24 protein-coding genes and 1 riboswitch are annotated in these 22,845 nt (G+C 37.7%); of the genes, 16 read left to right on the plus strand and 8 right to left on the minus strand.

The window, feature by feature from the left end; genetic code table 11:
• The first annotated feature begins 24 nt into the window (after positions 1-24).
• Positions 25-615: a superoxide dismutase family protein gene (locus tag NLW78_RS13110; protein WP_254497598.1), complete on the plus strand. Its 591-nt coding sequence runs from the start codon at positions 25-27 to the stop codon at positions 613-615.
• Positions 616-655: 40 nt separating this feature from the next.
• On the opposite strand, the gene NLW78_RS13115 is transcribed toward NLW78_RS13110, so the two are convergent.
• The gene (locus NLW78_RS13115; RefSeq protein ID WP_254497599.1) at positions 656-1,825 is read right to left on the minus strand and encodes a MalY/PatB family protein; all 1,170 of its coding nucleotides are present in this window, start codon (positions 1,823-1,825) and stop codon (positions 656-658) included.
• 514 nt (positions 1,826-2,339) lie between these two features.
• On the opposite strand from NLW78_RS13115, the gene yugI reads away from it, so the two are divergent.
• On the plus strand, positions 2,340-2,738 hold the full coding sequence (gene yugI, locus NLW78_RS13120) for a S1 domain-containing post-transcriptional regulator GSP13 (RefSeq protein WP_254497600.1): 399 nt from the start codon (positions 2,340-2,342) through the stop codon (positions 2,736-2,738).
• A 43-nt stretch (positions 2,739-2,781) separates the two neighbouring features.
• Here yugI and NLW78_RS13125 read toward each other — a convergent pair whose 3' ends face one another.
• Entirely contained in the window at positions 2,782-2,958 is a 177-nt protein-coding gene (locus tag NLW78_RS13125) for a DUF378 domain-containing protein (RefSeq protein WP_254497601.1), read from the minus strand.
• Between the two features lie 158 nt (positions 2,959-3,116).
• Between NLW78_RS13125 and NLW78_RS13130 the strand changes: the two genes are divergently transcribed.
• The 3 genes from NLW78_RS13130 to NLW78_RS13140 all read left to right on the plus strand — a co-directional run bounded on the left by NLW78_RS13130 (position 3,117) and on the right by NLW78_RS13140 (position 6,282).
• Entirely contained in the window at positions 3,117-4,280 is a 1,164-nt protein-coding gene (locus NLW78_RS13130) for an iron-containing alcohol dehydrogenase (RefSeq protein ID WP_254497602.1), read from the plus strand.
• A gap of 152 nt (positions 4,281-4,432) precedes the next feature.
• Positions 4,433-5,782, plus strand: coding sequence for a glucose-6-phosphate isomerase (locus NLW78_RS13135; RefSeq protein WP_254497603.1), 1,350 nt, complete (start codon positions 4,433-4,435; stop codon positions 5,780-5,782).
• A 95-nt stretch (positions 5,783-5,877) separates the two neighbouring features.
• Complete coding sequence (locus tag NLW78_RS13140) at positions 5,878-6,282, plus strand: YugN family protein (RefSeq protein WP_254497604.1); 405 nt, start codon at positions 5,878-5,880, stop codon at positions 6,280-6,282.
• Here the strand turns inward: NLW78_RS13140 and NLW78_RS13145 are convergent.
• On the minus strand, positions 6,277-7,269 hold the full coding sequence (locus NLW78_RS13145) for a potassium channel family protein (RefSeq protein WP_254497605.1): 993 nt from the start codon (positions 7,267-7,269) through the stop codon (positions 6,277-6,279). The genes NLW78_RS13140 and NLW78_RS13145 overlap by 6 nt on opposite strands.
• Positions 7,270-7,420: 151 nt before the next feature.
• Between NLW78_RS13145 and NLW78_RS13150 the strand changes: the two genes are divergently transcribed.
• Positions 7,421-8,479 carry a M20/M25/M40 family metallo-hydrolase gene (locus tag NLW78_RS13150; protein WP_254497606.1) on the plus strand — a complete coding sequence of 353 codons (1,059 nt, stop codon included), beginning with the start codon at positions 7,421-7,423 and terminating at the stop codon, positions 8,477-8,479.
• Positions 8,480-8,514: 35 nt separating this feature from the next.
• Here NLW78_RS13150 and NLW78_RS13155 read toward each other — a convergent pair whose 3' ends face one another.
• Both NLW78_RS13155 and NLW78_RS13160 read right to left on the minus strand, forming a co-directional pair.
• Positions 8,515-8,898 (minus strand): hotdog fold thioesterase, encoded by a 384-nt coding sequence (locus NLW78_RS13155; protein WP_254497607.1) that lies wholly within the window; start codon positions 8,896-8,898, stop codon positions 8,515-8,517.
• 51 nt (positions 8,899-8,949) lie between these two features.
• On the minus strand, positions 8,950-9,903 hold the full coding sequence (locus NLW78_RS13160) for a 1,4-dihydroxy-2-naphthoate polyprenyltransferase (RefSeq protein WP_254497608.1): 954 nt from the start codon (positions 9,901-9,903) through the stop codon (positions 8,950-8,952).
• Positions 9,904-10,056: 153 nt separating this feature from the next.
• Here NLW78_RS13160 and NLW78_RS13165 point away from each other — a divergent pair, with 153 nt between their 5' ends.
• The 6 genes from NLW78_RS13165 to NLW78_RS13190 all read left to right on the plus strand — a co-directional run bounded on the left by NLW78_RS13165 (position 10,057) and on the right by NLW78_RS13190 (position 17,442).
• Positions 10,057-11,439 carry an isochorismate synthase gene (locus tag NLW78_RS13165; protein WP_254497609.1) on the plus strand — a complete coding sequence of 461 codons (1,383 nt, stop codon included), beginning with the start codon at positions 10,057-10,059 and terminating at the stop codon, positions 11,437-11,439.
• A 2-nt stretch (positions 11,440-11,441) separates the two neighbouring features.
• The gene (gene menD, locus NLW78_RS13170) at positions 11,442-13,178 is read left to right on the plus strand and encodes a 2-succinyl-5-enolpyruvyl-6-hydroxy-3-cyclohexene-1-carboxylic-acid synthase (protein ID WP_254497610.1); all 1,737 of its coding nucleotides are present in this window, start codon (positions 11,442-11,444) and stop codon (positions 13,176-13,178) included.
• Between the two features lie 5 nt (positions 13,179-13,183).
• Positions 13,184-14,005 carry a 2-succinyl-6-hydroxy-2,4-cyclohexadiene-1-carboxylate synthase gene (gene menH, locus NLW78_RS13175; RefSeq protein ID WP_254497611.1) on the plus strand — a complete coding sequence of 274 codons (822 nt, stop codon included), beginning with the start codon at positions 13,184-13,186 and terminating at the stop codon, positions 14,003-14,005.
• Positions 14,006-14,023: 18 nt separating this feature from the next.
• Entirely contained in the window at positions 14,024-14,842 is an 819-nt protein-coding gene (gene menB, locus NLW78_RS13180; protein ID WP_254497612.1) for a 1,4-dihydroxy-2-naphthoyl-CoA synthase, read from the plus strand.
• A gap of 38 nt (positions 14,843-14,880) precedes the next feature.
• Entirely contained in the window at positions 14,881-16,377 is a 1,497-nt protein-coding gene (locus tag NLW78_RS13185; RefSeq protein WP_254497650.1) for an o-succinylbenzoate--CoA ligase, read from the plus strand.
• A 417-nt stretch (positions 16,378-16,794) separates the two neighbouring features.
• The gene (locus NLW78_RS13190; RefSeq protein ID WP_254497613.1) at positions 16,795-17,442 is read left to right on the plus strand and encodes a response regulator; all 648 of its coding nucleotides are present in this window, start codon (positions 16,795-16,797) and stop codon (positions 17,440-17,442) included.
• 17 nt (positions 17,443-17,459) lie between these two features.
• Here NLW78_RS13190 and NLW78_RS13195 read toward each other — a convergent pair whose 3' ends face one another.
• The 3 genes from NLW78_RS13195 to NLW78_RS13205 form a co-directional block, all read right to left on the minus strand.
• The gene (locus NLW78_RS13195) at positions 17,460-17,600 is read right to left on the minus strand and encodes a YfhD family protein (protein WP_254497614.1); all 141 of its coding nucleotides are present in this window, start codon (positions 17,598-17,600) and stop codon (positions 17,460-17,462) included.
• Between the two features lie 70 nt (positions 17,601-17,670).
• Positions 17,671-18,786: a CapA family protein gene (locus tag NLW78_RS13200; protein WP_254497615.1), complete on the minus strand. Its 1,116-nt coding sequence runs from the start codon at positions 18,784-18,786 to the stop codon at positions 17,671-17,673.
• A 229-nt stretch (positions 18,787-19,015) separates the two neighbouring features.
• Positions 19,016-19,741, minus strand: coding sequence for a helix-turn-helix domain-containing protein (locus NLW78_RS13205; RefSeq protein ID WP_254497616.1), 726 nt, complete (start codon positions 19,739-19,741; stop codon positions 19,016-19,018).
• A gap of 52 nt (positions 19,742-19,793) precedes the next feature.
• A riboswitch (cyclic di-GMP riboswitch) is annotated at positions 19,794-19,877 on the minus strand.
• 312 nt (positions 19,878-20,189) lie between these two features.
• On the opposite strand from NLW78_RS13205, the gene NLW78_RS13210 reads away from it, so the two are divergent.
• The 4 genes from NLW78_RS13210 to NLW78_RS13225 all read left to right on the plus strand — a co-directional run bounded on the left by NLW78_RS13210 (position 20,190) and on the right by NLW78_RS13225 (position 22,827).
• On the plus strand, positions 20,190-21,014 hold the full coding sequence (locus tag NLW78_RS13210) for an ABC transporter ATP-binding protein (protein WP_254497617.1): 825 nt from the start codon (positions 20,190-20,192) through the stop codon (positions 21,012-21,014).
• A gap of 5 nt (positions 21,015-21,019) precedes the next feature.
• Entirely contained in the window at positions 21,020-21,778 is a 759-nt protein-coding gene (locus NLW78_RS13215; protein WP_254497618.1) for an IucA/IucC family C-terminal-domain containing protein, read from the plus strand.
• Positions 21,779-21,856: 78 nt separating this feature from the next.
• A complete protein-coding gene (locus NLW78_RS13220) occupies positions 21,857-22,171 on the plus strand; it encodes a hydrolase (protein ID WP_254497619.1) in 315 nt (104 codons plus the stop codon).
• A 119-nt stretch (positions 22,172-22,290) separates the two neighbouring features.
• Positions 22,291-22,827 carry a hypothetical protein gene (locus tag NLW78_RS13225; protein ID WP_254497620.1) on the plus strand — a complete coding sequence of 179 codons (537 nt, stop codon included), beginning with the start codon at positions 22,291-22,293 and terminating at the stop codon, positions 22,825-22,827.
• Positions 22,828-22,845: the final 18 nt, after the last annotated feature.

Raw genomic sequence — 22,845 nt, forward strand, 5'->3', positions numbered from 1 at the left:
TGAAAAAGGAAGGTTGTGGGTGCAGTGAAACATCTTTGGTTCGCCTTGATATGTAGCATTTTGATGTTATCTGCTTGTAACAGTGGCGATCAACGGTCCCCATTAGAGATTGAATTATATAATCCTGAAGGTGATTCATTAGGGACAGCAACGCTATCGGAACAGCCGGACGGTGTCAACATTAAATTAAATGTTACAGGATTTGAGCCTGGTATGCATGGAATTCATATTCATGAATATCCAAAGTGTGAAGGTCCTGATTTTAAATCAGCTGGTAATCACTATAATCCTGATACTTCAAAAGTCCATGGGTTAATGCATCCTGAAGGATCCCACCTAGGAGATATGCCAAATGTGGAAGCGGATGATAAGGGAGCGATTGACACAGAAGTGATGTTACCAGAAGCTACAATGGCAGATGGGAAAAATTCATTGTTGAAAAATGGTGGCACCTCCTTAATCATTCATGAAAAACAAGACGATGGAATGACTCAACCAGCAGGAGATGCTGGGGCAAGAATTGCTTGTGGGAAAATTGAATTAGGAGAAGCTAATAAAAATGAAACTCCATCTAATCCAGCTGAAGAAGGACCGGAAAAAGAAGAGTCATCGTAAAAAACAAGCATGTTATGCGCATGCTTGTTTTTTATATTTTTTAAAGTTGTTTCACAGTGGTGGTAATTCGCTTCAAACCTTCTTCAAGGGTAGGAGGCGGGCATGCAATATTCATTCTCATAAAACCGCTTCCTTCTTGACCAAATTGGATCCCATCGTTTAACCCGACTCGAGCTTCCTCTTGCATAAATCGCTTTAATTCTTTTTGATCCATCCCAAGACCTCGACAATCAAACCACAACAAATATGTGCCTTCAGGCTCAATCACTTTTATTCGATCAGTTTCCTGTTTTAAAACGTTTATAGTGTAGGATTTGTTTTGTTCTAATTGATTCAATAACCCGTTTAACCATGGCTCTCCTTTTTCATAAGCTGCCTCCATTGCGACAATACCAAATGGATTAAGAAGATGAAGTCCAAACTTATGAAAAGTACGTTTTAGCTTAAGTTTCCAGGCCCGATTATGTGTAATGATATAAGAAGCTTGTAGTCCTGCTAAGTTAAATGTTTTTGATGGAGACATACAAGTAATAGTATGGTCGGCAATTTCATTTGAAATTGTGGCCATTGGTTTATGTACATGTGGTTTGTAAATTAAATCTGCATGAATTTCATCAGCAACAATGATAACTCCATAGGAAACGCACAGCTCCCCCATTCGTCGCAATTCTTCCGTTGACCAAACACGCCCGACAGGGTTGTGAGGACTACATAAAATAAACAATTTCACCCCATCTTTTAGCTTTTGTTCAAAGTCATCGAAATCTATCACATATTTTTCTTGTTTTCGGATTAGGGAGTTTTTGATGAGTTTACGGTTGTGCTTTTCCACTGCTTCGTAAAAGGGGTGATATACAGGTGTTTGAATCATCACTTGATCACCCTCTTTCGTTAAAGTATTGACAATGATATTTAAAGAGGTGACAACGCCAGGGCTAAAGAGGATTGTACGAGGGTCTACTGACCAATTATGTCGTTTTAGTAACCAATATGTAATGGTGTTTGTTAGTTGGTCGTCGGCTGCAGTATAGCCATACACATTATGTTTAGCACGGTTCATAATGGCTTCTTGTACTGCATCTGCGGTAGGGAAATCCATATCCGCAACCCACATCGGTAACACATCTTTATAGTTAAAAAGCTTTTCTGTCCAGTCCCATTTCACGGAACGTGTATTGTTACGTTTTACAGGTTGTAAAAACTTATCCATAGTACCTCCCCCTTCACGATAATCATACTAAATTTATACAAGAATAAAAATGGATTTGTACATATAAAAAAGAACAAAAAAAAGCAAAGCGCATTATCAGAACGCTTTGCTATACACAGGGGGAATACGAGAAAGTCTTGCATTACAAGTATTACCGTTTTTAACAAAAATTAAACTTCCTTTTTCAAAAAAATGAAATAAACAAAATAAATTGCTATAACGTTACAAAAAAGAAATACGTATGAAAAGAAGTCTTTCCTATGAGTGAAATTTTCCTGAGTCAAGATTAGAAAAACGGTAAAGAAGCTTATAAGGTGTTTCAAAAAACAAGTTCAAATACTATCCCGGCCTGCAATTAGAATAATTGAAATCGTATTTGGAAAGTCCACCATTTCCATTATCATCCTTTCTAAACTGGCAGTTTTTTGCTAGTTCAGTCTACTTATGGTAAAATATTTAATTGCGTAAAAAGAAACGATAAGTATGAGAAAAATTAGTCGGGAGTTGTATGAGCATGACAGAAAAATTTGAAGTAGGTCAAGTACTACAAGGGAAAGTAACAGGTATTCAACCATATGGCGCATTTGTTGCCCTAGATGAAGAAACACAAGGTTTAGTGCACATTTCTGAAGTTACACATGGTTATGTGAAAGACATTAACGAACATTTAAACATTGGTGATGAAGTTAAAGTTAAAATTTTAAATATCGATGAAGAAAAAGGAAAACTTTCATTATCTATCCGTGCAACAGAGGAAGCACCTAAACGTGCGAGTAAACCTGCAACGACGAAAAACAATAAAAAAGCGGCAGCAGAATCTACTTCCTCGTCAGCCGGATTTAACACCCTTAAAGACAAATTAGAAGAATGGATTCAACAGTCAAGTGACCGTGAAGAAACATATAACAAATAAGAAAAAATGTCCGGATGGTTTCCGGACATTTTTTCTTATGGTTTTAATCATTACGAAACAAGGTTCGAACCAGGATGATCCCATAAATCCCTACAAGAGAATAAACAATACGTGGAACAACTTCGCTTTGGTTTCCTCCGCCTAGTAATAAAGCGACTAAATCAAACTGAAAAAAACCGACAAGCCCCCAGTTTATAGCGCCAATGACAGTTAAAAACAATGCAAACCGTTACAATTTATTCATTACAATCCTCCTTCAGGATGTTATATACCTTATTTTTCCATTCGGAAGGATTCGTGTAAGAGCAATATTTTTGAATTTATCGTAAAAGTTAAACATACTAAAAGAGAAACTATAGAGAGAGGGGTTCATTGAATATGGAGAACTTTACTTTTCATAATCCAACGAAGTTAGTTTTTGGAAAGGATCAACTTGAACAGTTACCCGAACTATTACCGGATCACGTCAACCGGGTTCTACTCGTATATGGTGGCGGTAGTATTAAGAGGAATGGCCTGTATGATCAAGTATTAAAACAATTAGAATCCAGCAATGTAGATGTACATGAGTTAGCAGGAGTTGAACCTAATCCACGCCTAACTACCGTACAAAAAGGAGCAGACCTTTGTAAGGAACAAAAAATTGATTTTATTTTAGCTGTTGGTGGCGGTAGTGTAATTGATTGTTCAAAAACAATCGCCGCAGCGGCAAAGTACGATGGTAACCCATGGGATTTAGTTACTCGAAAAGTAACACCTGAAACTGCGTTGCCATTAGGTACGGTCCTTACTTTAGCAGCAACTGGCTCTGAAATGAACGCAGGTGCTGTAATTACAAATTGGGAAACGAACGAAAAATATGGTTGGGGAAGTCCGTTATTGTATCCACAATTCTCAATATTGGATCCAACAAACACATTAACGGTACCACGAGACCAAACGATTTATGGCATTGTGGATATGATGAGCCACATATTCGAACAGTATTTTCATCAGGCAACAGCTTCACCTGTACAAGATGAAATGTGTGAAGGAGTGCTTCGGGCTATAATAGAAGCAGCACCGAAACTTTTAGACGATTTATCTTCTTACGAACATAGAGAAACCATTTTATATGCCGGAACGATTGCATTAAACGGTATGTTACAAATGGGATATCGTGGTGACTGGGCAACACATAATATCGAGCATGCCGTATCAGCCGTTTATGATATTCCACATGCTGGAGGACTTGCGATTCTGTTCCCAAATTGGATGAAGCATAACGTTGATGTCGATGTAACCCGTTTCAAACGTCTGGCGACAAAAGTGTTCGATGTTGATCCAACAGGCAAATCTGATAAAGATATCGCATTAGAGGGTATTGATAAACTAAGGCAGTATTGGGACTCACTTGGAGCACCCAATAAATTAGCTGATTACGACATTGATGATAGTCAATTAGAGCTTATTGCAGATCGGGCAATGGCGAGAGGTGCCTTTGGAAACTTCCGTAAGCTTGAGCGCGATGACGTCGTAAGCATACTGCAACAATCTTTATAAAGAATGATGAAGCCGGTATAAATCTATATCGGCTTTTTCATAGAAAGTTGTTGTTTAGAAATACTAGTAAAAGACATAAAAATTATGTATCCTTAATTGCGATACCTTTTTTCATTTCAATTTAGATATACTTATTTAAAGGAGCGTTTACATTGACACATATCCGATTCGATTACAGCAATGCAATAAAAGAAGTGAAGCAACATGAGATTGATTATTTACAAGATGCAGTGAATACAATACATGAATCAATACATAGCAAGACAGGACCTGGCAGTGATTTTTTAGGTTGGGTTGACCTGCCAACTGACTATGATAAAGAGGAGTTTGCGCGTATTCAAAGAGCAGCAAGCCAAATACAAAAAGATTCTGATGTTTTACTTGTAGTAGGAATTGGTGGTTCTTATTTAGGAGCGCGTGCAGCTATTGAAATGTTAAACCACTCTTTCTATAGCATGCTTTCTGATGATAAGCGTAATTATCCACAAGTAATTTTTGTTGGTCAAAATATTAGTGGAACATATGTTAAAGAATTATTTGATGTACTAGAAGGACGAGATGTATCCGTAAACGTAATTTCAAAAAGTGGAACAACAACAGAACCGGCGATGGCCTTCCGTTTATTCCGTAAATTTTTACAAGAAAAATATGGTGAAGAAGAAGCAAAAAAGCGAATTTATGCAACAACGGATAAAAAGAAAGGTGCACTGAAGAAGCTTGCTGATGAGGAAGGTTATGAAACATTTGTCATTCCTGATGACGTTGGGGGCCGATATTCTGTCCTTACTGCTGTTGGCCTACTTCCAATTGCTGTTACTGGAATTGACATTGAAGCAATGATGAGCGGAGCTCAGCAGGCTCTTGAAGATTTTAATAATCCGAATTTAGAAGAAAATGCTGCTTATCAATATGCAGCCATTCGTAATGCGCTATACCGTAAAGGGCGTTCAGTTGAATTGTTAGTTGGTTATGAACCATCCCTGCAATACTTTATGGAATGGTGGAAGCAACTGTATGGAGAAAGTGAAGGGAAAGATGAAAAAGGAATTTATCCGGCGTCCGCAATCTTTTCAACTGATTTACACTCATTAGGACAATATATTCAAGATGGCAAAAAACAATTATTTGAAACGGTCATCCGTGTGGAAAAACCAAAAAAAGATATGCCAATTGAACATGATGAGCAAAACCTTGATGGGTTGAACTACTTAGTAGGTAAAACATTTAATGAAGTGAATGATAAAGCCTTCCAAGGAACGTTGTTGGCTCATACAGACGGTCAAGTACCAAACTTAGTTGTTAATATCCCTACAATTGATGCACATACGTTCGGTTACTTAGTATACTTCTTTGAGAAAGCTTGTGCAGTAAGTGGTTACTTATTAGGGGTAAATCCATTTGACCAACCTGGTGTAGAAGCATATAAGAAAAACATGTTTGCATTATTAGGTAAACCAGGCTTTGAAAATGAAAAAGAAGAGCTTGAGAAACGCTTACAATAAGAAACGAGAGCTTTGTCATAAAGTGGCAAGGCTCTTTTTTATTGCAGAACATACTTGCGGGCATACTAGGAATAAAAAGTGAAAAGGTGATGTAGATGATTCCTTTGGAATCAGCAGTTGTCAATCAAGTATATACGTTACAGGAGTTAGAACAGAAATTAAAGCCTTTAGGATTTGACATAGGTAGTAATTGGGAATATGATCACGGTTATTTTGATTATGCCTTTGCCAAAAAAGGAGAGTACGTTTTTTTACGAATCCCTTTCACAGCTGAAATAGGTCAGCTGGATGAACCTGGAGTCCAAGTGAGAATCGGTCAACCATTTATGTTAGGTCACCAGTATGAGGATAATGAAGATGTAGATGGCATTTTAAGCAATTCAACAGCCTTGATAAACCAGTTTCAAACTCCTGTCGATTCGGATGCTGAAATCGCACCAGAATATAAAGATAAGGGAGAGCATTTTATGAAAACAGTAGAAAAAGTGCTTTTATCATAAAGATGAAAGCACTAGTAATTGATCTCCCTTATGAACTTTTTGTTGAAACGGAGGGTTAATCTGTAACTCTCCGTTTTTTAATACACCAATAAGAAGTTCATCCTTTTGAACGAGATGATCGGAACATTGTAGAAATGTTTTTCCATCTAGATGGTCCGGCAAGTCATACATTAAATATTGTTGGTTGGAAAGCTGTTTTAAGATGAGGTTAAACGGTTGAAGTGGTTTTTCCCGATACAGCTCATGGAAGAACAATGTACTCATGAAATCATTTGACCTTATGACAGAATGAGCACCTGCACGCTTTGCATTTTCCACTTGTTCCTTTGTTAAAATTTCAGTAATAATAGGTACTTTTTCGTTCATTCCTTTCACAGCAACTGTAATAAGAATGCTTTGCTGGTCTGCTTGTCCTTCTTCCTTAGATTGGTCTGATGTGATGACCACTTTTGAAGCTGCACTAATGTTTGCTTTATTTAATGTTTTATCGGTTGAAGGGTTTCCTTTCACAAAGAAGGCAGGAAATTTTCTCGGCACTTCTTCTAACGTTTCATCTATTAAGACGATGTTTTCATGATGGTGGTCATTAATCATCTCAATCAGTTTTCTTGTTCGTTCATTCCAGCCCACAATAATTACGTGATTATTCCCTCTATACTTAACTTCCCCATGTTCAATTTCATATTCTTTTTTCACAACTTCGGAAGAGACGGTGACCATATAGTAGGTAACGATACCACCACCAGCTAATATCATACAAATAGCAATTAGTTTCCCCAACACCGTTAACGGCACAAAGTCTCCATACCCGACTGTTGACCCTGTTACAAACGCCCACCAAATACCATCCAGAATACTTTTAAAATTATTTGGCTCAACGTAATGAATGGTTATTCCGAACAAAGTCATAAAGAAGAAAACGGTTATTAGTAGACGTAAAAAAATGGGTATTCGAAAATACCACCGCCATAAAAATTGTAAGCCCATTTTGGGGTCCTCCCAAACGTTTTTTCATATTATGTGTGATTCAATGCTTCCTTATAAGCTCGATATGTGAATGTAGAAACATTTGAAAAAAGGGAAAAATAAAGATAAAGTTAAGTATAAACGCAGTAGAGATACATAGAGGAGGATACCTATGGAAACAAGTAGCCGGAAATTTTTACAAACTTTGTTAACAACACCATCACCATCAAGTATGGAAATGCAAATCCAAAAAAAATGGATGAATTATGTACAATCATTTGCACATAAAATCAAAACTGATAATGCAGGAAATGTCATCGGAATTTTAAATCCGGATGCAGAATTCAAACTATTACTAGCGGGTCACTGTGATGAGATTGGGTTAATCGTAACGAAAATTGAAGATAATGGCTTCGTCCGTTTTACGAAAATGGGAGGGATAAGCCCAAAACTAGCACCTGGTATGAAAGTAGATATTTTAGGTGAAGAAAAAACGATCACTGGTGTAATTGGTGCAAATGCCCAGCATCATGGTGGATTAAAAGATGATGTTCAATTTGAAGACTTGTATATTGATTGTGGAGCCAAATCAAAGGATGAGCTCGAACAATATATCCATATTGGTGATTTAGCTGTTTATAAACGAACTCCAGAATGGCTGATGGATCGTTACATTTCAGGCCGTGGTTTAGATAATCGGACAGGTGCTTTTATCGTGGCTGAAGTATTACGTAAATTATCGCAAACAGATGTAAAAGTAGGCGTATATGCAGCAAGTACGGTTAATGAAGAAACGAATATGGGGGGAGCATACTTTGCAGCAGCCGGCATTCAACCAACGATGGCAATTGCTTGTGATGTAACCTTTGCTACTGATTACCCTGGGGTAAATAAAGCGAAGCATGGTGATATTCGACTGGACCGTGGCCCTGTTTTGGCCAAAGGAGCACCAATTAATCGGAAAGTGAATCAGCTGTTAGAACAAGCTGCTAAGCGACTTCAAATGAAGGTGCAATATGAGCTGACACCACGAAGTACAGGTACTGATGCAGATAAAATGCGTTACACAGGTCCGGGAGTACCAGTCGGACTGGTATCATTGCCATTGCGTTATATGCACTCACCAGTTGAAACGGCAAGCATCCAGGATATCGAAGAAGAAATTGACCTTATTGTAGATATGATCGCAAACTTAGACGGAACAGAATCGTTAAATCCGTTAGATGATTAAACTTGAAAGACGCCTGTCAATATCAGGCGTCTTCTTTATTTTTTCTCGACTACTCCAATTGTACATCTCGAAATAGAAATGAAATTGTCTTCTTCGTCCTGAATTTGAATTTCCCATACCATCGTTGTTTTCCCGATGTGCATCGGTTTGGCTATAGCTTTCACTGTTCCTGACCGCTTGCTTTTCACATGGTTTGCATTAATTTCAATACCAAATATGTTATATTTGGAATGATCAACATTAAGAAATGCCCCGATGCTTGCTGCGCTTTCTGCTAAAGCAACAGAAGCACCTCCATGTAAGAAACCCATCGGTTGGTGTGTTTTTGCTGTTACAGGCATTGTAAGGATAACCTCATCCTTTTCTAACTTTACTGCTTCAATCCCTAACGCTTCCATTAATGTGTTCGAAAAATCCATCCTAACACCTCCTCATCAAGAATAACCAAAAGACAAAGCTTATGCTTTGTCTTAGATAAGTGGTAATGGAAATAGGTGTTGAAAAATGAACGATATACCTAGTAAAATCCCATACATCGTATTCGTTTGTGCTGTTTTTACCATCGCTGGCATCATTTCTAGTGGCTCACTTTTTCCTTTGAATGCTTGTATAGCCCGATAAGCTTTTTTCATACTAAACAGGGTGATAAGGGACCAGATGGGAAGCCAATCTATAAAGATGAACACAATTGTCATCAAGTAAGTCACGAAAAAGAGACTTGCTAAAAGTGTTACTGCTCCATCATGCCCTAATAAAATAGCAACGGTTTTTCTTCCATTTTTCTTATCACCTCGCAGGTCGCGTATATTATTGGCCAATAAAATGGCACCGATTAAAATGGCGACAGGGATTGATAAAAGAACGATACGACTATCGATTGAAAATGTATGAATATAATAGCTTATCCCAATCAAGACTGTTCCCATGAAGAATCCAGCTACAATTTCACCAAAAGGCGTGTATGCGATAGGCAAAGGCCCTCCAGTATAAAAATAACCAAATGCCATCGAAACAAGGCCTATAACTGCAATCCACCATGTAGTAGAATAGCAGATGAAAACCCCTAACAACATTGCGATAAAGAAGAATAGGTAAGCAAGACGAAGTACGGTCTTCGGTTTAAAACCATCTCTAACAATAGTTCCACCAATTCCTACCGAATTTTCATTATCCAAACCACGAACGTAATCGAAATATTCATTGAACATATTCGTGGCTGCTTGAATGAACATTGCTGCCAGCAGCATAGATAGAAATAGAGGTAAAGAAATGGAATTGTGAAAGCTGGCTAACATCGTACCAACAAAAACAGGCACGAATGAAGCTGTTAACGTATGGGGACGAAGCATTCTCCACCATGCTTGAAACCCTGGTTTTTCGTTAAGAGCTTGTTTTACATTTTTTTTATTTTGATTAGGGTTCATAGTTATCACCTTTTCAATTGGTTAATCAAATTAAGTTTAGGGAAAGTACGATATAGTGTCAATCTTTTCAACGGTTGTAATTGGGCTTGATATGATAAAATGAGAATAGAGTGTTTTTTGGAATGATTTTTTATCGCTTTTGGAGGTATTACAATGATTGAGGTTCAACAGCAACAACTCATACAAGCTATACAAAATGCGAAAAGGCAATTACATGATCAAGAGGACTCCCTCTTATTTAGTTATACAGAAAAGATAGATCGTCAAAATCCAATTGACTTTTTTGGAAATGGCGCAATGTTCAGAGGAACACGCTTTTATTGGACAAGTTATGATAAAGATTTTTCTCTCGTAGGGTTAAATTCTGTCTACATGCTCATTGCAGATCAAAATCGATTTGCCGAAATTGACCATGAATGGCAAAAAGTTAAACAGAGAGCTTATGAAGTGAATGAGTATAATGTATTAGGTACGGGACCTTTGTTAATGGGAGGTTTCTCCTTTGATTCGAATCAACGACTAGGTGAAACATGGAAAAATTTCCACGGCAGTAAAATGGTTGTCCCAGAATTTTTATTAACAAACGATGAGCAAAGTAGCTATGTGACCTATAACTTCATGCTTACAGTGGATACGTCAGAGCATGAAATGATGGACCGATACAACGAACTATTGTTTCAACTTCTACAACCATATGAAATACCAAGTTTACCCCAGCAACAGGCTCATTGGGATATGGCACCTGAAGAGTGGAAAGGTAAGGTAGCGAAAGCAACGAAAGAAATTGAACATGGAGACTTGGCTAAAGTCGTGTTAGCACGTGAACATAAATTGCAATTTACCGAAGAATTACCTGTTGCATCAGTTTTAGCCAACCTACATGAACAGCAAAAGCAAAGCTATATTTTTGCTTTTGAAAGTGGACAAGATTGTTTTGTAGGTGCTACACCTGAACGACTTGTCAGAGTAGAAGATGGTGAATTGTTATCTACATGCCTAGCTGGAACTGCACCACGTGGAAATACAGTCGAAGAGGATAAACGGATCGGGGAACAATTGTTACACGATGAAAAAAATATAGCTGAACATAAATTCGTAGTGGATATGATTAGACAGGCGGTTGACACCTACTGCGATTATGTACATGTACCAGATTATCCGATTCTTTCACGTTTGCAGAACTTACAACATTTATATACACCAGTGAAAGGGAAACTTAAGGAAGAATTCACCATATTAGATGTAGTCAAAAAACTTCACCCAACTCCTGCAATGGGTGGAGTACCTAGAGAAAAAGCATTAGCATTTATTCGAGAAGAGGAGCTGTTCCACCGTGGGTGGTACGCCGCTCCAATTGGATGGATGGACTTAAATGGGGATGGCGAATTTGCTGTGGCTATTCGTTCTGCCCTAGTCAGCGGGAATGAAGCATCCTTATTTGCAGGCTGTGGTATTGTGAAAGATTCAGATCCACAAAAAGAATTTGAAGAAACAGAAATGAAATTCAAACCAATGGTTCACGCATTAGGGGGATAATTATGAGTTACACGAAACAGCTAACTTATTATGTTGCACAGTTTGTCGATGAGTTAAGTAAAAGTGGTTTAACCGATGTTGTGATTTCACCCGGTTCACGGTCCACACCACTTGCGTTAACGTTCGCTGAACATGAGTACGTGAACCATTGGGTACACATTGACGAAAGGTCTGCAGCATTTTTTGCCTTAGGGATGGCAAAAGAAAAACAAAAACCAGTCGCTATCCTATGTACTTCTGGAACAGCTGCTGCTAATTATTATCCGGCAATCGTTGAGGCATATTATAGCCGAATCCCTTTACTTGTTTTAACAGCAGATAGACCACACGAGTTACGGGATGTTGGTGCCCCTCAAGCGATTAACCAAATACAGATGTTCGGAAATTATGTGAAGTGGTTTCAGGAAATGGCCATACCGGATGATCGCGAGCAAATGTTGAAATACGCTAGAAGCCAAGCAGCCCGATCATTCCACACTGCCTATAGTGATAATGCAGGACCGGTACATTTAAACTTCCCATTTCGTGAACCACTGGTCCCTGATTTTTCACTACCAAATGTATGGGGAAATGAAACAGCAGCTTCTTATCATCCTCATTATAAAGGGGAAAAAAGGTTAACATCCGCTGATGTTGATGAAATTCTGGACAATATACAGAAGAAGCAAAATGGATTGATTGTTTGTGGACCACAGACAGATAAGGATTTAGGTTTATATATAGCTAAGCTGGCAGAACATTGGAATGTACCAGTTCTTGTCGATCCACTATCGCAACTGCGAACAGGCAAACATAGCAAGAACAACATGATTGAATCCTATGATGCTATTATGAAAAGTGAAACAGTCAGAGATAAGTTACGTCCAGACTATATTATCCGCTTCGGTGCCATGCCTGTGTCAAAGGCTTTTAGCTTCTTTATCAAAGAAAATGAGGGGGTTCCTCAATATATTATAGAACCTTCAGAAGGATACCGGGATCCAACGAGGATTAATACACACTTTTTGTTTGCAGAATCAAAGCAAGTTTGTGAACAGTTCCTATGTGCCAATATAAACATACAGGGTGGACGGGAATGGCTTCAGTTATGGCAACGGTTAAATACCACTGTTAAAGGAGAACTATCGATCCCGTCAACTGAACTAAACGAAGGTCATGTTGTAAGTGAATTACAGAGGACGTTACCAAATCAACATACGTTATTTGTCGGGAACAGTATGCCGATTCGGGATGTGGACACCTTTTTCACCAATACAGATAAGGACATTACGATACATTGTAACCGAGGTGCAAATGGAATAGATGGTGTTGTATCAACGGCTCTTGGTGTAGCAGCTACCGGGAAATCGGTCACGCTACTTATTGGTGACGTTTCTTTCTATCACGATTTGAATGGTTTATTAGCTGCGAAGCAATATAACATAGATATAACGGTTGTATTAATTAATAACGAAGGTGGAGGAATCTTTTCTTTTCTACCTCAAGCAAAGGAACCGAAACATTTTGAAGTCTTATTTGGTACACCATTACATATCCCATTCGAGAAAGGGATTGAAATGTATGGTGGGAGATATGAGAGGGTAGAGACTTGGGAACACTTCACCGATACGTTAACAAAGAGCTATAACGAAAAAGGTATGAAGGTAATTGAAGTGTTAACGAATCGAAAAGAGAACGCCCGTTGGCATAAACAAAAGTGGAGCGATATTGAACAGCAATTGCTGACTGAAATTAGGTGACCGCAATGTATATACAAACGAAAAGAGGATCCTTATGGGTAGACATATCAGGTGATGGTACTCCTCTTGTTTTATTGCATGGTTTTACGGGCAGTACGGAAACATGGAAACGTTTAAAGCCGTATTTACCATCGACGCTTAAAACGATAGCAATTGACCTTCCTGGTCACGGGAAAACGACTTACGAATCGACTTATAGGATGGAAGATATTTGTGATGATGTAAAATACGTAATCGAAGCTTTAGGATACCATAAAGTGCATATTCTCGGGTACTCGATGGGTGGGCGTATTGCACTATCCTTCGCATGTACTTATCCTCAGTATCTTAAAACGGTTACGTTAGAAAGTACATCACCTGGATTAAAAACGGATCATGAACGTACAATAAGGCAGGAGAGCGATGAAAAACTCGCCAAAAAACTAGAAATAGAAGGGATTCACCCCTTTGTGACCTATTGGGAAAACATCCCTTTATTCCAAAGTCAACGTTCATTACCGAAAAGTGTTCAACAAGAAATAAAAGATGAACGTCTTGGGCAAAATCCAAATGAACTAGCTCACTCCCTACGAAATATTGGGACAGGATCCCAACCATCATATTGGGATTGCTTATTACAACTAGATACCCCAACCTTGTTAATTACAGGTGAACTTGATGAAAAATTCGTAAAGATTAACTCTTTAATGAAAAAGTCTTTACAAAATGTCCATTTCCGTGTAATTTCAAAAACGGGGCACACAATTCATGTGGAGAAACCACAGATTTTTGGTAAAATAGTGAGTGACTTCATATTACATAATGAAAATATGGACAATAATTTTTAAAAAGGAGGAAATAAAATCATGACTATTGAATGGGTAAGTGAACGCAACTATGAAGACATATTATATGAAACATATAACGGTATTGCGAAAATTACAATTAATCGACCAGAAGTACGTAATGCTTTTCGTCCTCAAACCGTACACGAACTAATTGATGCATTTGCCTATGCACGTGATGACTCTAATATCGGAGTTATCGTATTAGCGGGTGCAGGTGACGATGCGTTTTGTGCAGGAGGAGATCAAAAGGTAAGAGGACACGGAGGGTATGTTGGAGATGATCAAATCCCTCGTTTAAACGTTTTAGATCTACAACGTTTAATCCGTGTTATTCCGAAACCAGTTGTTGCGATGGTATCAGGGTATGCTATTGGAGGAGGACATGTCCTTCACGTAGTTTGTGACCTGACCATTGCAGCTGACAATGCTATTTTCGGTCAAACAGGACCGAAAGTTGGTAGCTTTGACGCAGGATACGGTGCTGGTTTGCTAGCGCGTATTGTTGGTCATAAAAAAGCTCGTGAAATTTGGTTCTTATGCCGTCAATATAATGCACAAGAAGCAAAAGATATGGGACTTGTTAACACGGTTGTTCCATTGGACAAGCTTGAAGAAGAAACAGTTCAGTGGTGTGAAGAGATGTTAGAAAAATCACCAACCGCACTTCGTTTCTTAAAAGCTTCTTTCAATGCTGACACAGATGGATTAGCAGGTTTACAGCAAATGGGTGGAGACGCTACACTTCTTTACTACACAACAGATGAGGCAAAAGAAGGAAGAGACGCATTCAAAGAGAAACGGAAGCCTAACTTTAAACAATTTCCACGTTTCCCATAATGTAAAGAAGCTTGATGATGTTCATCAAGCTTTTTTCTATGAATGAAGGAGTGACCGATGTGACAACGACCATCCCTCAATGGCTTTTGAAAAGAGCTAATTTAACACCAGAGACGACAGCTATACAATTGGCCGATGGGACAGCCTATAGCTTTGCTACGCTTTATCATGATGCGGTTCGTAAAGCGGAACAGTTGAAGCAGATTGGGATAAACAAGGGTGACCATATAGCAGTTCTATCCCGTAATAGTTATGACATGGTAACGACAATCCATGCGTTAACATTTTTAAAAGCTGTCGCTGTTTTGTTAAATACGAGATTAACCGCCGAGGAGTTAACATTTCAAATTACTGATGCTGATTGTACGATTTTGTTATATGATGATACATTTCGTGATTTAGTAGAACAAATAAATTTCCGTAAAAGCATCCATACCTACTCATTCATTGAAATGAAACAACTTCAAGGTCACCAAGTAACCTTTGAGGAAGAATTGGAATTAGACGACACAGTCACGATTATGTACACGTCAGGTACTACCGGGAAGCCAAAAGGCGTTCAACTTACATATGGAAATCATTGGTGGAGTGCGATATCGTCTTCACTAAATTTAGGATTACATCGTGAAGATCGATGGTTAGCGGCCCTGCCTTTATTTCACGTAGGTGGTTTTTCCATTTTAATCCGCAGTGTAATATACGGGATTCCTATTCATTTACATGAAAAGTTTTCCGCTAATCAAGTACATCAAGAAATAATGAATAACGAGGTTACGACCGTTTCGGTTGTGTCTACAATGCTAGAAGGGTTGTTGCAGGAATTAGGTGATCGGACATACCCTGAAACGTTCCGCTGCATGCTATTAGGAGGAGGTCCCGCATCCCAATCAATGCTCGAGCGTTGTGCAAAAAAAGGGGTTCCTGTTTATCAAACATATGGGATGACGGAAACCTCTTCTCAAGTAGTTACCATTCGTGAAGAAGATGCACTGCGAAAATTAGGCTCCGCAGGAAAGCCTCTATTTCCGGTCCAGCTTAGAATTGTGAAAAATAATGTAGTGGTCCCGACTGGTGTCGCGGGTGAAATCATCGTGAAAGGGCCAATGGTAACAAAAGGGTACTATAAACGGGAAGAGACCAACCGAAAATCGATTGAAAACGGGTGGTTAAAAACCGGTGATGTAGGTTACGTTGATGAGGAAGGCTTTCTATATGTGCTGGACAGACAAAAGGATTTAATTATATCTGGTGGAGAAAACGTGTATCCAGCGGAAGTAGAGGGTGTTTTAAAAACGATTCCCGGAATTCTAGATGCAGGGGTCATAGGTAAATCTGATGATAAGTGGGGGCAAATACCTGTTGCGTTTATCGTGAAAAATAATACTGGTTTAACAGTTGATCAAATTGTGGAAAGTTGTAAAGGACGTTTAGCAAAGTATAAAGTTCCAAAAGAGGTTTACTTTGTCGATGAACTCCCGCGTAATGCATCAAGAAAAATATTAAGAAGAAAGTTATATCAATTGTTGAAGCCGTAGGTGTACCTACGGTTTTTTTGAATAATCGATGGAAGTTTTATCAAAGAGATTATATTGTAATATAGTAATAGGATTTTGGAACAAACATGATCATTATTTCAGTCCCAGAATGTGCCAAAAAAGTAAGGACGTTGTTCCTATACCTTTTTTTCTCATAATCCGTTATATTTTAATTAAACTTGTAATAGATTTATTTATGAACATATGGGAAAAAAGAAAGTTTAATCCTCTACAAAAAAGGCTATACATCCGTATGGCTCGTTTTACACCTCCAACTTTATTATTCATGTAATGATTAATGGATGGATTCATCTTGATCCAACATCGAATTCCCTTCATATAGAAATAACGTTACCCTCTACTACGTCTATCTCACATATAAAACGAATCATGCCAAACGGAAAGGGGAGGATGGACATGATTAACGTAATGTTAGTGGAAGATCACGCAGTTTTACGTGATGGACTAAAGAAAATTATCGATATGGCTGAAGACCTTACGGTTATAAGTGAAGCGGTGACAGGAGAACAAGCGGTTCGAAAACTTGCACACCACAGGCCAGATGTCATTTTAATGGACATTAATATGCCAGGGAAAAACGGTATTGAAGTGACAAAGATTATTAAAGAAAAATACCCTCAAGTAAAAATCCTCATCTTAACCATGCATGACCATGAAGAATATTTCTTAGCTGCGATTAGACATGGCGCAGATGGCTACATGCTGAAGGAATCCCCATCTGAACAAGTAATTGAAGCGATTCGGTCCGTTTTTACCGGGGAATCGGTAGTACATCCATCACTCATGAAAACATTAGTTTCGTTCCATCGACAACAAAATGAAGAAAGGGTTAGAAAAGACGAATTAACAGTGCGGGAGAAAGAAGTTTTAACATGTTTAGTAAAAGGTTTAAGTAATAAAGAAATAGGCAAACGGTTATTTATTAGTGAAAAGACGGTAAAAATACATGTCAGTAAGATTTTTAAAAAATTAAATGTAAAAAGTCGATCTCAAGTCGTACTTTATGCGATGCAAAAGCAACTTGTTCCGATACCTCCTAATTAAAAAGAACAGATGACATGTCATCTGTTCTTTTTCTCGGTTTTATCTTCTCCAAATTCATATAAATATTCAGCTTGATAGGATTTTTTTTCCCGCCCGGGGGTTTGAGGAAGGTTTTGTTTATTCCGGTCACGTGTTTTTTGGTGATGCGCTCTACCCACTGTAAGACCTCCTTTTTTTTATGTTGCCTTAAGGTCCTGGACATATCCACCGATTTTTAAAAAAACATTTTTATCTTCCAGGTAAAATATTCGTGTCCTCCATAGTGACATCGTAGGATATATTTTTTAAGTATTGAAGGATATCCCTTTGTTTTTCCTTTGATAATGGTGCGATTTGGTTGTTTTGAATAACATGGGGATCAAAAGACATACGTAGTTGATCATGTTTATCAATAGTTAGAGTTAGCAACCCGGTTTGTGCCGTTTTACCGCTGACATAATCGGGAAATAAGAAGTTACCTAATGAATAGGCAATGGGCTTTCCCTCGTAGAATTCAAATCCTTGTAAAACGTGAGGATGTGCACCAATAATCGCGTTTGCGCCTGCATCAATCATATTTTTCGCATACACTCTTTGCCACTGTTCAGGCTGATTGTTTCCTTCAACACCCCAATGCATATACACTAGCACTATATCGGCAGTAGCTGATTCTCGCTCAATGGCTTGTAGAACTAAGTCAGGTTGATACGCACTTGCAATAACAGGTCGATCTTTTGCTTCATACCAGTGAACAGATGGCAAAAATCGTGAAAAACCTAAAAATTTGATTGTTCTCCCTTTATGTTCTATAGATAATGCTTCATAGGCTTCCGCTTTTGACTCCCCAGCACCAAAATAGGAGAGGTCATGTTCTTCTAAATAATGTATCGTATCGTAAAATCCTACTTCTTGATAATCAAGTGCATGATTGTTAGCTAAGCTAACTATATCAAATCCAGCATTTTTTACCCCTTTTAATGCGATTGGATCTGAACGAAAATTATAAAGTTGAACGGTGTCTTTTTCCCCGCGTGTTGTCACAGCGGTTTCTAAATTCAAAACAGCTAAATCAGCTTCTTGTACTTTGTCTTTAATATGTTTAAAGGGGTAATCTGGTCCATATGTTTGAATAGCGGTTTTTACTGACCAATCAAATAAAGTATCACCTGCAAATATAATCGATATTGGTTCTTTTTCGGCATAGATAAATGAACGTGCAGGGAGGTCTTTTTTTTCTATGTTCGCTTCGAATTCAGAATTGAAAGTAACATAATAAGGAGTTTTAGAGTTGGATGGGGCCGTGAAGAAAAGAGAGGCAAGCCCAATCATGATAACGATAGATATGGGTGCTAAATATGTTTTCATATTATCCTCCTTTCTAATCATAATCACACTCATACATATGATGAAGTAGAAAGGAATAGAAGATAGATTTCACATTTTTAATAGAGACATGTGGCAACAATTTACTTGGATTATTGCTAAAACTATAACGGTTGATGAATAGTTCTTACAACATCTTCAGAAGGAATCATTACGGTAATATAATATTTACAATAAAAAAGAACCCGATATATAATATCGAGTTCTTCTACTAATCAGTATGTTTTTTCAAACGACGATAGATTGTTCCCGGTGATACGTCATACATTTCTGCAATTGTTTTAACTGATAAGCCTTTATCTTTAAGTTCTTTCCACGTTTCTACCCATTGATTTATGTCATGACTAGATGTTAATTTACGTCTAGCTTTTACTCTCTCTCTTATGTTCATGTAAACAGTATTTGGACTCACATCATACTTTTTCGCGATATAATCGTAAGAGCAACCCTCATTATATAAATTTACCCATTGTTCAATATATGGAGCGTACAATTTTAAACTGTTAGAACTAACATTTAATTCAATGCCTAATGCCTTCCTCACGACACTAGAGTGAACATTATACGCGTTAGCAATTCGCTTAATGCTGTAACCTTTTTTAGATAAACGTCTCCAAGTAGGAGTAATATCTTGTATATCTATTTTCATATACTTCTTCACGTTTGATTTAACAGCATATTCACTTACATTGTATCTTCTTGCGATTTCCGCAAAACTGTTCCCTTGTTTTCGTTCTTCTACCCATTTTGGAATCAATTGGCGGTATGGAGATTTAGACACGAAAGTAACCTCGTCAGATATATATTTTGAAACGGTCTCAATTTGGACATTATATTGCTTAGCAATTGATGATATACTGTTCCCAGCTTCATATAAAGAGACCCATGTAGGTTTTAAATGCATATATTTCTTTGGTTTACCTTTACTTCTTTTCATATTGCTTGTCTCCTTTCCAATAAAAAACACAACCGTTTTCAGTTGTGTTTCAAACGGTAACTGGCTGGCATAGCGAAAAGCTTTAGCCCCTATAGTTTTGCGTCACCACATTTCTGCAGCTTTGCCCTTGTCATTTTATTTGAGTGTCGTAGGAAAAGGACCGTTTAATGTTAAGTAATCATAGCAGATTCAGTTTGGTTCATCAACCATTTTTTATATACTAATTTGGGATATTGAGCCAATATTGATTGGGCTGTGTAGCGGGATAGATAGGCCCGGTTTGAATGTTTAGCAATAGGACACGTATAAGATTCATAAAATATTAATAAAAAAGCCTTGAATCGAAAATGATTTTCAATTAGAGTATATAGTGAGAATGATTCTCATATGTATAGGTGAAGGATTACTCCCTTCCAATTGAAGGGGCATCATAAGGAGAGATTCTAATATGGAATCACTTACAACGAAAGATCTAACGTTAGGATATCAAGATGACATTATTATAGATTCTTTAAATATAACAATCCCTAAGGGGAAGGTTTCCGTACTAATTGGTAGTAACGGTTGTGGAAAATCAACTCTGCTACGTTCTTTAGCACGTTTATTACAGCCTGTTAATGGTGAAGTCGTGTTAAATGGAAATGATATTGCGCGGATGAAAACGAAGGAAGTAGCGAAAAAGATGGCAGTACTTCCCCAAAGTCCTGTTACCCCAGAAGGTTTAACGGTACACCAATTAGTGAAATTAGGCCGCTATCCATATCAAACGTGGTTAAAGAAGTGGACGGAAGAAGATGAAAGTGCAGTTGAAAGAGCACTGCAATCGACAAATCTCCTTGACTTAAAAGACCGTCTTGTTGATTCATTATCGGGTGGGCAAAGACAAAGAGCGTGGATTGCTATGACATTAGCCCAAGAAACAGATATTATTTTACTTGATGAGCCTACTACGTATTTAGATATGACTCATCAAATTGATATTTTAGATTTACTATTTGAATTAAATGAAAAAGATAACCGAACGATCATTATGGTATTACATGATTTAAACTTAGCATGTCGTTATGCCGATCACATTATAGCACTACGTGATAAAAAGGTATATGCCCAAGGGAAACCAGAAGAAATTATTTCATGTGAACTTGTGCAAAATGTTTTTGACATGCGATGTGATGTTACGTATGATCCGATTTTTGGAACACCAATGTGTATACCACATGGAAGAGGACGTTGCTTACTAGCTGAAACCGTATCAAACGCACAAAATGGGTGACAAACATGGACCAACTAACTGAACTAGAAGAGCAGTTATTATCAGAGCATTTTCGCTTTTATACGAGTAAGGAATATACGATACAACCAGTGGAAGTGATTCCCGGTGTGGATATTCACATCCGGGGAAGGTTAGAACACCATTTATATCAGATGATGGACTATTTACAATCTGACTCCATCATTGCTACAGCTTCCACCTTTATGAAACGTTACGCTTATTTAATTGTTACGGCTTCTTTAGCTCCCATATCAATATTTAATAAGTCACCAAAGCTAACCTTTGATAATATTGTTTTGCTACGTATGGATAATCATAAACAATGGCTACCTACTATTCGGTTTATAGACAAGACAGTTTCCCCATTCCAAGAAGGGGACCGATTTGTTTGGCTAAAAGAAAATTGTACAACCATTTTCCGTGATCACTTGTCAGTCGTGATTGAACATATTCACCGTATTTCCAAAACACCGATACAGGTGTTGTGGGAAAATGTAGCTGTTTATTTCTATTGGTTTTATGAGAGATACGCGAATAAAATTGTTCAGAACGAGCAACAAGTAGCCATCCTGTACAATGATTTTCATACGATTGTTCAAGAGTTCGATGGAAAAGTGTTCGGCGAAAGAGAAAACCCAATTCGGCATGTATTTTATCAACGTAAGTTGCCTACTGAAGCACGTGTTCGTAAAACGTGTTGTTTAACTTATTTATTAAATGAGACAAGCTCATACTGTAAAATTTGTCCCCATCAATGTCGATAGGGGATTTTTTTGTATCGATTTTTTCTCCCATTCATACTTTTAACAATTCAACAAACAATAAGCACAGGAGGGTTGACGATGGAAAAAGAAAAATTCTATGTAGATATTGGATCAATGGAAATATCGAGATTAAAAGCTGGAGATAACAATGACTATGTCATTTATGCTACACCCGAAGAAGTAATTAAGCTTCGTGATTTATTTGATAACATGTATTCTGCAGATGGTGATGCTTTTATCCGTGCTCATATTCCGATTAAACAGTATCATCATGATGAATCAAATGACAATTATGATGAGGCAATGATTCAAATATTCCGTATGTTATATGAATTAGGGGATGAACAGACAAGAAATCATATTAAGTCCATGGAAATCTTAAAAAATATTTAGCCGTAAGCCTCTTATTTGGGGCTTACAAACTTTGTGGGGGAAAGATCGGAAAAAATGCGAAAGTTTTCTATATGAAAGTTATATATATAGAGTATCCCGATCTGAAGGAGGAACAACATATGGGTTTCCTCACAGCGCGTTCACTACCCTTTATCATATTGCTTATTATGACAAATCCCCATCCGATGCTAAACCATGAAATAAATTTATCCATAAACTACTCCAATCATGTAAAAAGTCATCCAACAACAGTACAGCGGCCGGAAGTGGAGAAGCTCACTCATGAGGACGTTGTGTCTCTTACTCGTACATTTATGGATAAACTTGTACAAGAAACGGACGAGCAATACAGAGTCATACATTTTCACTCGAAACGTGAATTGGTAGGAGATTTTCGTGATGTGTCATCCTTATCCCTTGCAAAACGAATAGTGGATTTATATTATAAAGAGCATGACAATCAATTATATATTATACCGACTGAAACTCCTCCGTGGTTTGTTGAGAATCAACCTTATGAACAGGAGATTGAAGGAGAACAGGTGAAAATTACTCAATATAACAAGACAGAATTATACGGCAATTATAAAATTACACTGTACTTTATATTGGATGAACAACACGGATGGATAATCGAGGATGTACAATACGATTGAAATGGACTTAAAGGATAG

The organism is Salirhabdus salicampi (assembly GCF_024259515.1).
GTDB lineage: Bacteria > Bacillota > Bacilli > Bacillales > Alkalibacillaceae > Salirhabdus_A > Salirhabdus_A salicampi.